This window comes from Flavobacterium sp. PLA-DH12 (genome assembly GCF_059511845.1).
Window position 1 is genome coordinate 315,723 of sequence record NZ_JCAMPD010000001.1, and the last position, 14,773, is coordinate 330,495.

Below are 14,773 nucleotides of genomic sequence, written 5' to 3' on the forward strand. Positions count from 1 at the left end.
ACAAGCAGTACTTGCTTAAGCGTAGACAAATACTTATTTAAAAAATTCAGGATTAATTCAAAGTTTAGGTATAATTTGAAAAATTATTTTTACCTCTTTTTTTATCCAATTTATTAAAGAACGTAACAATAGATTTTCGATTTAAAATTTAAATGAAAAACAAAAACATATGTGGATCGTATTTGCTTTACTTTCAGCTTTCTTTGCTGCACTGACGGCTATATTTGCAAAAATAGGCATCAAAAATGTAGACAGTGATTTGGCTACTGCAATCAGAACTGTCATTATTCTAATTCTCGCTTGGGGCATTGCGTTTGCCAGAGGTGGCACAGCCACAATTAATTCTCTTTCCAAACAAAATCTGATTTTTATAATTCTCTCTGGTATTGCCACAGGCCTCTCTTGGATATTTTATTTTAAAGCACTGCAGATTGGAGAAGTATCCAAAGTTGCTCCTGTTGATAAACTGAGTGTAGCTATCGCTATAGTGCTTTCTGTTATTTTCCTACACGAAAAAATCAGTTTTCTAGGTATTATGGGGGTACTTTTAATTATCTGCGGTACTATATTAGTAATTTATAACTAACTTTAAAATGTGCACTAAGATATATTTGACTATATTTAGTATTCAAAGTTTCTTCAAAATTCATTTGTAAAATTGCAGCATGAAAATCTTAATTATAGAAGACGAGCAGGAAATTGCTCAGAGTATAAAGAATTACTTTAAAGACAATGGCATACAATGTGAGACTGCTAAAAATTATAGTCTGGCATTGAGCAAAATCGAAAATTATGATTATGACTGTATTCTTTTAGACCTTATGCTGCCCGACGGTGACGGTTTTGATTTATTAAGGGAACTTAAAAGAAAAAACAAAACAGATGGCGTAATCGTGATTTCGGCAAAAGAAAATCTGGAAACTCGTATTGAAGGATTTAATCTTGGCGCCGATGATTATCTCACTAAACCTTTTCACCTGGCTGAACTTTTGGTTCGCATGCAGGCTTTAATTAGACGTAAAAATTTTAAAGGAAATAACAATATTGTTTTCAACGAAATTACAATTGATATTCTCTCCAAATCAGTTACGGTAAATGATCAGAAACTAGATCTTACAAAGAAAGAACTCGATCTTCTGCTATTTCTAATCGGAAACGAAGACAAGGTGCTTTCAAAAGCTGCAATTGCAGAATATCTTTCGGGAGATATGGCCGATATGCTTGATAATCACGATTTCATCTACGCGCACATCAAAAACTTAAAAAAGAAAATTCATCAAGCAGGTGGTAGTGATTACATCAAAACCGTATATGGACTTGGATACAAATGGGAAAATGACTAAAAAGAAACTGCTCCATAAAACCACCAGAAGCTTCCTTATTTTTGCTGTTATCATACTTCTGGTTTCTGCTCCGGTATTCTATTATATTAGCCAGTGGCTCTATATTTATGAAACCGAAGAGGTCTTGCTTATGCACAAAGGCGAATTTGAAAAAGAAAGCCGAGAAAATTTTACTGAAGCAGATATAAAACTCTGGAATAAATACAATCGTGATGTTATGATTGTTCCAGATATGGGAATTACCAAAGATTCTATTGTTGGCAAAATGATGTATGATGAAACGGCTGGCGAGAAAGAACCTTTCTATCTTATTTATGCTCCAGTTGATATTAATGGAAAAAGATATACTTACACGGAGAGAATAAATCTCTTGGAGATGGAGGGAATGGTTTACAGTGTAGCCATTATGTTCCTTCTTATCATTATCATTCTTCTTATCGGAATTATATTGCTTTCAAAAAATACGGCTGCTAAATTGTGGAAACCTTTCTACAACACACTAAACCAAATTCATGAATTTGAAATCGATAAAAACAAAGCACCTCACTTTCCTCCTACAGATATTGAAGAATTTGACAGTTTAAATAAGAGTCTCCAGCTCTTAATTGAAAAAAACACAGCAATCTATAAAAACCAAAGGGAATTTATAGAAAATGCCGCGCACGAACTCCAAACACCTCTTGCGTTATTTCAAACCAAAATAGATACACTTTCACAGCTTGAATTAAATGAAAAGCAGTCTAATCTTGTAGGTTCATTGAGCAGAGATGTTTCTAGACTTAACAGGCTTAATAAGAACTTATTGCTGCTTTCTAAAATTGATAATGAGATTTATCTTGAAAAGAATGATATTCTAATCAACGATTACATCAAAAAACATCTTGATTTTTTTACAGAACAAGCAACCTCAAAAAATCTGACTGTTATAACAGAATTTACATCTGACTTAAAAATTAACGGAAACCCAGCTCTGACAGAAGTTTTGATAAATAATCTTTTCTTGAATGCAATTCGTCACAACGAAAAAAATGGAAAGATAGTTATAACAACTCTTCAAGATGAATTAATATTCTCTAATTCGGGCGACAAAACGCCTCTTGTTATAGACAAACTCTTCAACCGTTTTTCAAAAAGCAATCCATCCTCTCAAGGCAATGGACTAGGTTTGGCCATTATTAAAAAAATTACAGAATTAAACCATTGGCAAATCAAGTACAGTTTTTCCAACAATCTACATAGTTTTAGCGTTAAGTTTTAAAAATTCAAACTTCCTACAGATTCACTTTTCAAATTTGTGCTAGGTTTTTTATTAATTAAAAAAAATAGCACAAATGAAAAATTCACTTCTTGCTTGTTTAGCACTGCTTTTTTCCTGCTTTATTTCTGCACAGAACATAAGCGGTAAAAATGTTCCCAATATTGTAAAATCAACTTTTCTAAAATCCTATCCTAATCAGCCTGATGTAAAATGGGAAAAGGAAAAAGGTAACTATGAAGCCAATTTCAAAACTGGTAGTACAGAACGCGCCGTGCTTCTAGATGCTAATGGAAATATATTGGAAACGGAAGAAGAAATCAGCGTTAAAAAACTTCCTGCCAAAGCTCTCGCATACATCGAAAAAAACTACAAACACAAAAAAATTAAAGAAGCTGCTCAAATAACTGATAGTAACGGCACGATTACCTTCGAAGCACAAGTGTCGTCAATCGATTTAATTTTTGACAAACAAGGAGCCTACATTAAAAGTATTGCAGATTAAAACCACACCAATGAAATTAAAAATATTCTTAGTACTGTCGCTACTTATAGCGAAAATTTATAATGTTACAGCGCAGAACTCAACTGCAACCATCTCAGGAATAATTAAAGATAAAAATTTAAAAACAGCAATTCCTTATGTCAACGTAGCATTAAAAAACACCAAAGACCAAAAAATAGTTGCCGGCACCGTTACCAATGAGGAAGGCCGTTTTAATATCCCTGGAGTTCCTTCTGGAAATTATACACTCGAAATCAGTTCAACAGGCTATAAAGTCAAATCTCAAAAACTTTTTGTTGGAACTCTTTCTGATTTTTTAGATTTAAATAGTATCGATCTTGAAGAAGATATTAATACTTTATCTGAAGTTGTAGTTACTTCAAAAACTTCTGAAGTGAGCAACAAAATGGATAAAAAAGTATTCTCAGTAGCAGATAATATTACCCAAAGCGGAGGATCTGTACTACAATCCATGCAAAGTCTTCCAGGTGTAACGCTTCATGACGGAAAAGTACAGCTGCGAGGCAATGACAAAGTAATGGTTCTTATTGACGGAAAACAGACTGCGCTTACCGGTTTTGGAAACCAATCTGGTCTTGATAATATTCCAGCTTCTGCTATTGAAAGAATTGAAATTATAAACAATCCTTCTGCTAAATTTGATGCTAACGGAAATGCTGGTATTATAAATATCATTTATAAAAAAAATAAACAAGAAGGATTCAATGGTAAAGTTGGAATAAGTTCTGGATATGGTGCGCTATGGGAACGCAAAGCCAATCTGCCAACGATTCGTCCGCAGTATCAGGTTACTCCAAAAATAAATCCTTCACTCTCACTTAACTACCGAAAAGAGAAAATTAACGCTTATCTACAAGCCGATTATCTTTACACAGAAACCCTAAATAAAAACGAATTTGTGACCAGAACCTATGATGACGGCAGCGTTGTCAATCAGCAGACAGTCAGAAATCGCAACACACATTTTACTACGTTCAAAACAGGACTGGATTGGAATTATAATGAACACAATAGTTTTTCATTTTCTGGACTTTTTGGAAGTGAAAAAATCATTGATAATGGAGATGAGCCCTTCTTTAATCAAGATTATTCACAACGACTTCGTTTATGGTCGTTTTTAGAAGATGAACTTAAAACAACTGTAATGGCGAGCGCATCTTACGAACATAAATTTAAACAGCCTGGACATAAATTAAATGCAGGAATTAATTATACTTATCATCAGGAAGATGAGAAATATTTCTTTACCAATACCCTTCCCTCTTCTGTTGGACAGGATTCTTTTAAGCTTCTTTCGGATGAAAAGGTTATCGATATTAATCTTGACTACATCAAACCTTTAAAATATGGAAGGTTTGAAGCAGGTTTTAAATTCAGAAACAGAAATATTCCAACCAACATGCAATTCTTTCCTGGAGAAAACTCCCCGATCGATGCCAATGCTGGCGGTTGGGCCAATTATAAAGAAATCATTCCTGCTCTTTATTCTAATTATATCTACGAAACGAGCAAAATTGAGGCAGAAATCGGACTTCGTCTTGAATATGTCGATCTACAGTACGCTGTTAATCCTGATCATCCTACCTATAAAAGTGACGGTTATAATTATACAGAACCATTTCCTAATGTACGTTTTGGATATAAAATAAATGATGAAAATAAAATTACTGCCTTTTATAATCGTAGAGTAGATAGACCTGCAGAAGTAGATATTCGTATTTTCCCAAAGTATGATGATGCCGAAATTATAAAGGTTGGCAATCCTGCTTTGCGCCCGCAGTTTACAAGTGCTTTTGAGGTTGGATACAAAAAAACAGTGCCAAAAGGCTACTTCACCTCTTCTGTTTACTACAGAATTATAAATGGAACTATTTCCCGAATTGCAACTACTGTTCCTGGAAGTACTTTGATATACAATGTGTTTCAAAATGCTGATAAAAGTTCTTCAGTCGGAATTGAAGCTGTATATTCTCAAGAAGTAACATCTTGGTATTCTTTTAACATTAACGGAAACCTTTATCAAAACACAATTGACGCCTTTACCGTTACGAATCTTTACCCTATTCCAAGTATTTATCATGGAGACCGTCAGCAGATGGTTTCAGGAAATTTAAAATGGAATAATACTTTGCAATTAGGCAAAACATTGAAAGGTCAAATTTCTACACTTTATCTTGCTCCAGATATTATTCCGCAGGGAAAAATTGGCTCGAGATTCTCTGTTGATCTTGGACTTAAAAAAACAGTACAGAAAGGCAAGGGAGAAATTTTCTTAAACGCTACCGATATTTTTAATACTCTGGTAATACAAAAAACAGTTCAGGGCGAAGGTTTTAGCTATAATAGTAAAGATTATTACGAAACACAAGTTGTTCGATTCGGTTACAGTTATAAATTTTAATATTCACTAATAAAACCAAAATTCAGATTTAATTCAGAATTGAGTTGTAAAATTTGCCTCACTTTTTTTAATGTTATGGGTAAATTATCTTTTCGTTCTGGCAGATATGCTGTATTAGTTCATTTCATAATCTGGTTCTTAATTCTATCTCAAATTCTTAGAATTACTTTTTTCATTTGGCAATATGATGAGGTTTCTTGGAGCATCATCAATTTTATAAGAACACTGCTCACCGGTTTTTTCTTTGATATAGGAACCATCTCTTTTGTGTCGCTGACAGCAGTTTTATATTATACGATTATGCCCAATAAATGGATTGGTTCTTATCTGGATCGAATTTTGGTTTATTTTTTTACCACATTAACCATTTTTATTCTTGTTTTTACCTTTTTTGCAGAACTTACTTTCTGGGATGAGTTTAAAACTAGGTTCAATTTTATCGCGGTTGATTATCTAATTTACACACACGAAGTGGTAGCCAATATTGAGCAGTCCTACCCTCTTCCATTACTGGTTGGCGGTGTGCTGCTTCTCACGATTGCTTTTATTTTTATTTTTTACAAAAGACAAGCCTTCACTACAACTTTTACAGCAAAAGCAAATGCCAAGATTAGATTATTGGTCTTGGGTTGCACTATTGCGGTGAGTTTGTTTTTTGGCTTTTTTGTTCATAATTATCAAGCCGAATGGTCTGATAACCGCTATAATTCTGAAATTTCAAAATCAGGAATTTATTCTTTTTTTGCCGCTTTTCGCAACAATCAAATGAAGTATGTTGATTTCTATACTTCTATCGATAATGATGAAGCTTTTGCGATAATTAAAGAAAAACTTAAAACTCCAAATGCACGTTATAATTCAATGGGATATTCTATCCACAGAACTATAACCGACAGTATGCCATCGTCTTCAAGAAAAAATGTGGTTTTTGTTCTTGTCGAAAGTCTTAGCGGAAGCTTTTTGAAGGAATTTGGAAACAAGGAAAATATTACTCCTTTTATGGACAGTCTGGCTCAAAAAAGTATATTTTTTAATAATCTTTATGCAACAGGCACGAGAACAGTTCGTGGCATGGAAGCCGTAACGTTGTGTATTCCTCCGACACCTGGACAATCTATCGTAAAAAGGCCCGAAAATCAAAATCTTTTTACGGTTTGCAGTGTTTTTAAATCTAAAGCATATGATTGTAATTTCTTTTACGGAGGCGACGGTTATTTTGATAATATGAATGCTTACTTTGGCGGAAATGGCTTTACCATTTACGACCGAGGACGTGGCAGTGTATTGAGTGATAAAATTAAAACCGTAAGGCATAATATAAACGACAATGAGGTAACTTTTGAGAATGCATGGGGAATTTGTGATGAAGATATTTTTAATAAAATGCTCAAAACAGCCGATGAGCAGTATAAAAACAAAAAGCCTTTCTTCAATTTCGTTATGACTACTTCCAATCATAGACCTTATACTTATCCTGAAGGAAAAATTGATATTCCCTCAGGAACTAGCCGAGAAGGTGCTGTAAAATATACTGATTTTGCTTTAAGAGAACTCTTTAAAAAAGCTAGCCTTAAGCCTTGGTTTAAAAACACTATCTTTGTTATTATTGCAGATCATTGTGCTAGCAGTGCGGGAAAAGATGAAATTGATGTAGCCAATTATCATATTCCAGCATTTATTGCAAACCTGCCAGAACAATACAATCAAAAAATAGACAAACAGTGTTCTCAAATTGATCTTTGGCCTACCTTGTTTTCTATTTTCAGATGGAACTATGAATCTGATTTTTTCGGAAATAATGTGTTGGATCCTAAATTTGAAGAACGAGCATTAATGGGAACCTACCGAAAATTGGTATTGATGAAAAAAGAAAAAGTGATGATTTTGTCAGACCAGAAAAAACAGGCTTTTTATACTTGGAACAAGCAAGATAACAGTCTTAAATCCTTACCTATGAACAAGTCTTTCCTAGAAGAAACTATAGCTTGGTATCAGACTGCAGATTACCTTTTTACAAATAAACTTTTAAAATAATAATGATCTACATACATTTTATAATCAATCCAATTTCTGGAAGTGGGAAGCATGATATCACTACTTCTTACCTTTTGAGTCAATTCCCAAAGGAAGGGTACAAAATTGAGATCGATTATACGAAACAAAAAAAACATGCTATTGAGTTGGCAAAAACAGCCGTTGCAAACAATCCGCATTATATTGTTGCATGCGGTGGAGACGGCACTATAAACGAAGTAGCATCAGCTCTTATTGGCTCTAATATTAAACTGGGAATAATTCCCGTTGGATCAGGAAATGGATTAGCCTCAAATTTAAATATTCCGCGAAATTTTGATAAGGCCGTGGAAATTATTAAAAAAGGAAATACAGTTTCTATTGATGTTGGAAAAATAAATCAATACTATTTTTTCAGTAATATGGGAATTGGTATTGATGCTATGATTATAAAGAAATACGAACATTCGGGAAACAGAACCTTATCTTCGTATATTAAAGCGGCGCTTTCTTCAAGTTTTCAGTTTAAACCACAATATACCGTTGTTTCTTCTGACGGAAAAAAACACGAAGTAAATCCTTTTATGCTCTTTATTTCCAATTCTAACGAAATGGGATACAATATGAGCCTTACTCCAAAAGCAAGTCTTAGTGATGGTGTTCTCGATATGGTTATTATTCCTGAACTTACATTTTTAGAAAAATTACTGCTTGGTCTTAATGTGCTGAAAAATTCAATCGAGAAGTTTAAAAAAGCACAGCATGCATTAGTGCGAGAGGTACATATAGAAATGCCTCATAAAATTTTTATAGACGCCCAAATCGATGGGGAATTTCAGAACTTAAAAACCAATATTATCCAAGTTAGTATTCTGCCGAAAAGCATTGAAGTCTTGGTTTAATTTCCTTGAAAACGATTTTCAACTCCAAATAAGTTTCTTTATCAGTAATCTTATTTGGAGTTTTATTTTTAAATGACCACTTCTCTGTCAAGCAAAATTTCGTCCATTACCAAAATGTATTGGTTTTTATTTACAATACTATTGGTATCAATTCCGATTGAACCAAATCCGTAAGGTTCGTATTTTTTAAGATTAGAAACAGAGAACAATCCCACCGTGCTGGTATGCGATGCATTTGCCAGATGCATTATACCACTATCAGCCCCAATAAACAAAGCGACATTGGCCAGTACAGAACCTATTTCACGAATGTCTTTGCTATAAAAACTGGCTGCTTTAAACTGAATCTGAGATACATTCTCTACAGGTAAAATTTCAAGTAGATTATAGTCTCGTTCGTATTTTGCTTTTAAAAGCTCATAGAAATCCTCCCACCAAAATTCCGAAAAACATTTATCTCCTGTAGCATAAGTGAAAAAAGCAATGGTCTTTTTATTATTATCAAATTTATCCAAAAGGATTTTTCTGCCTTGAACAAGTTCTTGAGCGCTTAATTTAAGATCTGTTTCTGAGACTGGATTTTCAGTACGCTCTAAACCAATACTTTTTAAAAATGCTCTAAAATTGTATACTGGATATTTTGCAATATGTTCATAATCATCTGGTCTTAAAACATTCTCATCGAGATCATCTCCAAAAAATTTAAAAGTGGCTTTAGAGCGTTCCACAGCAAGTCTTCCCGATGAGGAATCTTTATCTACATTTATGGCTATATCATAGGTTTTACGTTCAATTTTAAGCCAAACTTTTAGATAAATTAAAAGATTGCTGAAAGGTTTTTTAGGCAAAACAATCACTTCTCCTGTTTGGCTATAATTATTTAAAATCAATGGCATTAATCCTCCTTTGACAAAAAAATCAATTTGCGCATCAGGAAAAATAGAATTGATTTCCTTAACTAAGGGAGTAATAAGCAGCAAGTTCCCGAGTCGTGCGTTCGGTCGACAGATTAAAATTCTTTTTACCGCTTTCGGATCTTGAATAAATTTATCAGAAAACTTAGGGGAAGAACCAATGTTTTTAGTCAAAAAACGCATTGCAGTTCTTCGAAAAGCATTCACTTTTTTAGGTATTTTCATTTATACAGAAAGATTTAAAGCTTAAATCAGCTTTGTGGTATTTAAATACTTACGTTAAATTCAAATTACTTGCGATGTACCTTAAAACTGTACAACCATTCCAGCGCCCATTTGCTTGCCATTATAAAAAGGAGCAATCATCGAGGTTACTTTGTTTTCTTTGGAAGGAAAAAAAGTGTTTTTTACATACGGAAACAGCCAGTATGCCGCTTTGGTGCTTAATATTCCAATTCCCGCTCCTGCCGCAACATCGGTAAGCCAATGTCTATTATTGTACATTCTAAAAAGTCCCGTTCCTGTCGCAACTATATAACCGCTTATTCCGTACCAAATAGATTGATCTTTATATTCCTGCCAGAGAAATTCAGCTCCAGCAAAAGCATTTGCAGTATGTCCTGAAGGAAAAGAATTATTGGCAGAACCATCTGGTCTTTCTACTTTCGTAATACTTTTTAAAGCAAAAACCGTAGTGCTCATCATCAGATACGACGTAGCCAAAATTATAGATCGGTCTTTCAGGTTGTTTTTCCCTTTTATGCCCATCGCATTTAGAGCGTACACAGATGCAGCAGGTGCATATTGCGAAAAATCATCGATAGTGATTTTATTATCAATATGTTCGTTTACCTCTTCTTTAATTTCTGCATTAAAACCCTTAAGCTGATCGCTTTCAAGTCCGATAAATCCATAACCAATAAGCACGGTGGGTATGATAAGCTGCTTATAGTTAAATTTTAAATTATGCACGGTATCAGTATCCTTTACCGCTATAGAATCAGAAACAGTCTTTTGTGCATTTGTAACCGTTATACTCAAAAGAAATAATAAAAAAAATTTTCGCATTTTAAGAGAAATTAGAAATCGAAATTAAACTGGCTATCAAACTATTGAAGTTTTATTCCTAAAAGTTATCGCAACTTTAAACAGCACATAACCCAAATAAATTCTAATTAGCTGCAGCAATAAACAACTCATAATAAACCATTTAATTTCAATGCAAAACTCTTTAGTAATCCTGAATTAATTCTGAATTAATCTCCTGCGATTCTTAATATTGCATTAAGCAATACAATAAATTAAATGGTTGGCTGTTGAGGTTCATTGTGATTATCGCCTTCTCCTTTCTTAAATTCTAATTTTCCGAATTTATAGCTAAACGAAATTCCAAAAGACTGAACAGGAATTTCTTTTATATTCACCTGATTAAAACTCGCACCATATTTAGTCGATCTTTGGCTCATATATTTATTAAAAGGATTCGCCATTGTTAATCCGATACTTGCAGATTTTTGCAGAAACTGCTTTCTTAGAGCCAGATTATAAAAGAATGAAGCTGGTCGATTTCCTTGAATATTTTTCTGAGAAGAGCGGTAATTTCCAAAAATCTCTCCGGTAAAAGAAGGTGCAAACTGATAGCTCAAATTCAAATTTGCTCTGTAATTAAAGCCGCTCACAGTAGGCAAAGAAGGATTGGTTGTTGTACGGTCTCCAAATTCAATTGTAGATCTTATATTTAGCTTTTCATCAATTTTAATAGATCCAAATAAGCTTGCTCCAATATCGGTTTGAGTTCCAATATTGTAACGCTGTGTTAGCGTTACATCTGTATAATCTGTTCCGTTGACATTCAGCACAGAATGATAGGTAGAAAAGCTCTGGATATCATCGGTATTTCGTCGGTAATAACCAGAGAAATAAATATTGGCATTATTGGCAAAATTTTTACTGTAGCCTAGTTCAAAACGATTCCCAATTTCTGGCTTCAAAAATGGATTTCCGGTACTAATGTTATGCGGATCGCTGATATTAAAAAACGGATTTAATTCTTCGTAATCAGGACGTTCTATTCGATAACTATAAGAAAATTTGATAGACTCATTTTCGTTGAATTTATGCTGAACAGTAAAAGATGGAGCAAAAGTATTGTAATCAGGAATACTAACTCCAACGAAATCGGCAGTTGTATTGGTACGTTCATATCGGAGACCTGCTCTTCCTTCTAAAAAGTTTTTAAACAATGAAAAAGATGTAGATGCATACGCTGCATAAATATTTCGTTTGTACTGAAATCCATAAGTTTGCCCCTGATTATTTATATAAGAACCATCTAATGCAAGAGTATCTGTAATGACATTACTGTTGATGTTTTCTAAAGATACTTTTGATCCCATTTCCAAGACAAATCCCTTAGAAATTGGCCTAACAAAATCTAGAGAAAGTTCTACTTGATGATCGTTTCCTGGATTATAACTTCTAAGTCCTGAAGTCGGGTTTACATTGTCTCTATAATCGGTTTCCTGCGACGCATCATTTGTACTTTTGCCATAACTTGACGTTACCAGAAAATTCAATTCTTGATCTTCTCTATCAAAAGTTTTTTTATATCCTAAACTCCAATCGATTGCATTATTTTTAAAATTGCTTACCGAATTTCTTTCACTCAAAATTTCAGACAAAACGGTACCGTCAGACAAAGAAGAAGTTTGGTCTTGCAATGTGATTCCAGATGAATTATTCTCAAAATGATTATATCCCAAAGTAGCAGTTAATTCGTCTTTTGGCGTAATACTCCAATTTGCATTTATTCCCGTTTGATAACCGCTTCTAGTAAAAGGACTTGTACCATTTTGATACAATCTGTTTATACTGTCTCTAGCTTCATTATAGGAAATACGGTCGCTTGAACTCTTTGTTTTTGTTGTCAATTGCTTATTTCCACTAAAATATACGCCTACACCAAAATTTCCCTTTCGTGCATTCAGATTGAAAGAACCATTTTCTAATCTTGTTCCTGCCGATAAGTTTATACTGCTGTTAATTCCTTGAACTTTACTTTCTTTTAAAACAATATTTATAATACCTCCCGTTCCCGCTGCATCATATTTAGCACCTGGACTGGTAATAACTTCAATACTTTTGATCTGACTTGCTGGTATAGATTGCAGTGCATCTGAAACGCTGGCTCCAAATATGCTCGAAGGTTTCCCGTTTATTAAAAAACGGATGTTTGGATTTCCTTGCAACTCCACATTTCCGTCAATATCAACACTTATCATTGGAACATTCTTTAGAACATCAGTAGCAACACCACCCTGACTATTAAGGTCATTAGCAGCGTTATAAACCATTTTATCAATTTTGTTTTGAACGGTCTGCGTTTTTGAAACAATTTTTACTTCATCTAATTGATTTGATGAAGGAACCAATTGAATATTTCCTAGATTAATTGAATTTCCCGAAGTATTTACTTTTACAGCATTGTACACGATTTCTTTATAACTGATAAAATCGATGGTAATGCGATATTCGCCCGTTTGAAGATTATCTATTGAAAACATTCCGTTCTGGTCGGTTGTCTGGCCATTAAAAGGTTTGCTTTCTCCAGTGCGAAACACACTTACAATAGCCATTTCTATAGGAACTTTTGTTTCAGAATCGATCACCTTTCCAGTGATTTTTGCTTTCGCATTAGAAGATTGTGCAACCGCCGCAAAAGGCAGAATATAAAGCAGACATAAGATAAAATAGCGCATAGAGAAAATTTATTTCAGCAAAATAAAAACTCAAATCTGAATATATCTTGAAGATTTTCATTGCTCTTTTATTTTCTAAAATGTATTAAAAAGCGAAAAATTCAGAATTAATTCAAAATTGGCTTTCATATTTGGAAGCACTTCAAACAATAATTCTTCTGAAAATTAAATAGCCTTGAAAAAAGTAAAACTTATCGAAATGCGCCTGAAACGGGAAATAAATCAGGATTTGATGGCCGTAAAAGTCAACATGACTCAGCCTACTTACAGCCGCAAAGAAAGAGGACTTACTAGCATTACTGCTGCAGAATGGGACAAAATAGCTGAAGTTTTAGGCGTTGACAAATATGAAATATACGAAAACAGTTCCCGAAACAGCATGCTCTCTGGAAATCTGAAAAAAACAAATACGATTATTCCTCCTGATCTCCTTGAACAGATTGAAAGCCTTAAAAAAGAAAACAAAGAATTGAAAGCAGAAATCAGAAGATTAAAAGCTAGAAAAAATAAAAAAGATTCGAAGTAAAATCTGGCAACGATTTTTAATTCACTTAAAATCAATCTTATGAATCAGTTTATTGTTTTTAAAATAATAAGCTTCATAAGATCTTTTATTTATTGCATATACAGCTTCAATAATTATTTTATCTGCATTGTTGCTTATGCTTTTTACCAATGATTGCTGTTCAGCAGTCAAATCCTTCATCGGAATTATTTGTTCAAACTCAAAACCTTCGTCATAAGTAAATTCCATTGCAAAACGTGCATTTTGCCATTTTAACTTTGCTTCAATTCCTTTAGACATGGAAGTTGCGGTAAAGTTCCCTCCTTTTTCCATTGCCAAAGTTGATGTTGTTTTTCCTAGAATTACAAATCCAGAAAGTACCATTGCATAATAGCCGATTTTTTTGAAAACAAACTCGCTTAATTTTGGCAAAACCCACTTCATAGACAAAGATGAAAGTATAGCTGCAGCGGCAACTACAACTCCTATCGAAATGACTTTCATTGATATCAATCCAAAAAGTGTGTACAGAACTATTTTAATTAAATGAAGAATAATTTCGTTGGCCGCTCTCGTAGCCACTATTTCTTCTTTTGATAGTCCATAACGTAAATAAAATTTATTAAAAAGAAGTCCAACAACTCCTGTAAGACCTGACAGAAATCCTGCTGAGAATCCGATAAAGCATAAAAGCCAATTTGCTGTTTTTTCTCCTGCATTTATTTCCGCAGGCTTTTTAAAAATAAACGGAAGATTGCTTATCAGGAAAAGTCCCATTACGATTTCTAAATATAACGGATTTAAAAATTTAAGCAACCACGCTCCTAACCAAACTGCGGGTATTGCTGCGGGAACAAAATATTTGACAATATACCAGCAGATATTTTTCTTAAAAAGAATAATTCTCGAAGCAGAACTTGTAAACGTTCCTATTGAAAGAGCTGCAGGAACCTGATTCATTGGCAATAGCGCACCAAGAATTGGAATAAGCATAAGCCCCGCTCCGCCTCCGCAGATTGCACTTATAGCAAATGCCAAAAAACTGCAGATAAATATTATTATTAAACTTGTAACCATTTTATGTTTATTAAACTTTGTTTATCTAACTTGAAAAAAGTAAGGCAAGTTATAAACGAATGTTGAATAAAACCTGAAT

12 protein-coding genes are annotated in these 14,773 nt (G+C 33.7%); 8 read left to right on the forward strand and 4 right to left on the reverse strand.

What is annotated here, in order from left to right; translation table 11 throughout:
* Window positions 1–169: 169 nt before the first annotated feature.
* From AC5ZCW_RS01445 to AC5ZCW_RS01475, 7 genes are all read left to right on the forward strand, one after another.
* Window positions 170–586 (forward strand): EamA family transporter, encoded by a 417-nt coding sequence (locus AC5ZCW_RS01445; protein ID WP_343544420.1) that lies wholly within the window; start codon window positions 170–172, stop codon window positions 584–586.
* A 79-nt stretch (window positions 587–665) separates the two neighbouring features.
* Entirely contained in the window at window positions 666–1,343 is a 678-nt protein-coding gene (locus tag AC5ZCW_RS01450) for a response regulator transcription factor (RefSeq protein ID WP_343544421.1), read from the forward strand.
* Window positions 1,312–2,601, forward strand: a complete 1,290-nt coding sequence (locus tag AC5ZCW_RS01455; protein WP_496117424.1) for a sensor histidine kinase — start codon at window positions 1,312–1,314, stop codon at window positions 2,599–2,601. Before AC5ZCW_RS01450 ends, AC5ZCW_RS01455 begins: the two co-directional genes overlap by 32 nt.
* 73 nt (window positions 2,602–2,674) lie before the next feature.
* Window positions 2,675–3,103 carry a PepSY-like domain-containing protein gene (locus tag AC5ZCW_RS01460; protein ID WP_496117426.1) on the forward strand — a complete coding sequence of 143 codons (429 nt, stop codon included), beginning with the start codon at window positions 2,675–2,677 and terminating at the stop codon, window positions 3,101–3,103.
* A gap of 10 nt (window positions 3,104–3,113) precedes the next feature.
* The gene (locus tag AC5ZCW_RS01465; RefSeq protein ID WP_496117428.1) at window positions 3,114–5,525 is read left to right on the forward strand and encodes a TonB-dependent receptor; all 2,412 of its coding nucleotides are present in this window, start codon (window positions 3,114–3,116) and stop codon (window positions 5,523–5,525) included.
* 75 nt (window positions 5,526–5,600) lie between these two features.
* Window positions 5,601–7,559 carry an LTA synthase family protein gene (locus AC5ZCW_RS01470; protein ID WP_496117430.1) on the forward strand — a complete coding sequence of 653 codons (1,959 nt, stop codon included), beginning with the start codon at window positions 5,601–5,603 and terminating at the stop codon, window positions 7,557–7,559.
* A 2-nt stretch (window positions 7,560–7,561) separates the two neighbouring features.
* The gene (locus AC5ZCW_RS01475) at window positions 7,562–8,440 is read left to right on the forward strand and encodes a diacylglycerol/lipid kinase family protein (protein ID WP_496117432.1); all 879 of its coding nucleotides are present in this window, start codon (window positions 7,562–7,564) and stop codon (window positions 8,438–8,440) included.
* Window positions 8,441–8,508: 68 nt separating this feature from the next.
* Here the strand turns inward: AC5ZCW_RS01475 and AC5ZCW_RS01480 are convergent, their stop codons facing one another.
* The 3 genes from AC5ZCW_RS01480 to AC5ZCW_RS01490 all read right to left on the reverse strand — a co-directional run bounded on the left by AC5ZCW_RS01480 (window position 8,509) and on the right by AC5ZCW_RS01490 (window position 13,112).
* Window positions 8,509–9,579: a glycosyltransferase family 9 protein gene (locus AC5ZCW_RS01480; protein ID WP_496117434.1), complete on the reverse strand. Its 1,071-nt coding sequence runs from the start codon at window positions 9,577–9,579 to the stop codon at window positions 8,509–8,511.
* A gap of 81 nt (window positions 9,580–9,660) precedes the next feature.
* Window positions 9,661–10,422 (reverse strand): phosphatase PAP2 family protein, encoded by a 762-nt coding sequence (locus AC5ZCW_RS01485; protein WP_496117436.1) that lies wholly within the window; start codon window positions 10,420–10,422, stop codon window positions 9,661–9,663.
* 233 nt (window positions 10,423–10,655) lie between these two features.
* On the reverse strand, window positions 10,656–13,112 hold the full coding sequence (locus AC5ZCW_RS01490) for a TonB-dependent receptor (RefSeq protein WP_496117438.1): 2,457 nt from the start codon (window positions 13,110–13,112) through the stop codon (window positions 10,656–10,658).
* Between the two features lie 175 nt (window positions 13,113–13,287).
* Here AC5ZCW_RS01490 and AC5ZCW_RS01495 point away from each other — a divergent pair, with 175 nt between their 5' ends.
* A complete protein-coding gene (locus AC5ZCW_RS01495) occupies window positions 13,288–13,638 on the forward strand; it encodes a helix-turn-helix transcriptional regulator (protein ID WP_343544430.1) in 351 nt (116 codons plus the stop codon).
* Window positions 13,639–13,659: 21 nt separating this feature from the next.
* Here AC5ZCW_RS01495 and AC5ZCW_RS01500 read toward each other — a convergent pair whose 3' ends face one another.
* Window positions 13,660–14,694 carry a sulfite exporter TauE/SafE family protein gene (locus AC5ZCW_RS01500; RefSeq protein WP_496117440.1) on the reverse strand — a complete coding sequence of 345 codons (1,035 nt, stop codon included), beginning with the start codon at window positions 14,692–14,694 and terminating at the stop codon, window positions 13,660–13,662.
* Window positions 14,695–14,773 lie beyond the last annotated feature (79 nt).

Coding starts and splice junctions, on each gene's coding strand:
- AC5ZCW_RS01450 (WP_343544421.1), top strand. CDS start 666: ATGAAAATCTTAATTATAGAAGACGAGCAGGAAATTGCTCAGAGTATA.
- AC5ZCW_RS01445 (WP_343544420.1), top strand. CDS start 170: ATGTGGATCGTATTTGCTTTACTTTCAGCTTTCTTTGCTGCACTGACG.
- AC5ZCW_RS01475 (WP_496117432.1), top strand. CDS start 7,562: ATGATCTACATACATTTTATAATCAATCCAATTTCTGGAAGTGGGAAG.
- AC5ZCW_RS01470 (WP_496117430.1), top strand. CDS start 5,601: ATGGGTAAATTATCTTTTCGTTCTGGCAGATATGCTGTATTAGTTCAT.
- AC5ZCW_RS01465 (WP_496117428.1), top strand. CDS start 3,114: ATGAAATTAAAAATATTCTTAGTACTGTCGCTACTTATAGCGAAAATT.
- AC5ZCW_RS01455 (WP_496117424.1), top strand. CDS start 1,312: ATGGACTTGGATACAAATGGGAAAATGACTAAAAAGAAACTGCTCCAT.
- AC5ZCW_RS01485 (WP_496117436.1), bottom strand. CDS start 10,422: ATGCGAAAATTTTTTTTATTATTTCTTTTGAGTATAACGGTTACAAAT.
- AC5ZCW_RS01500 (WP_496117440.1), bottom strand. CDS start 14,694: ATGGTTACAAGTTTAATAATAATATTTATCTGCAGTTTTTTGGCATTT.
- AC5ZCW_RS01490 (WP_496117438.1), bottom strand. CDS start 13,112: ATGCGCTATTTTATCTTATGTCTGCTTTATATTCTGCCTTTTGCGGCG.
- AC5ZCW_RS01480 (WP_496117434.1), bottom strand. CDS start 9,579: ATGAAAATACCTAAAAAAGTGAATGCTTTTCGAAGAACTGCAATGCGT.
- AC5ZCW_RS01460 (WP_496117426.1), top strand. CDS start 2,675: ATGAAAAATTCACTTCTTGCTTGTTTAGCACTGCTTTTTTCCTGCTTT.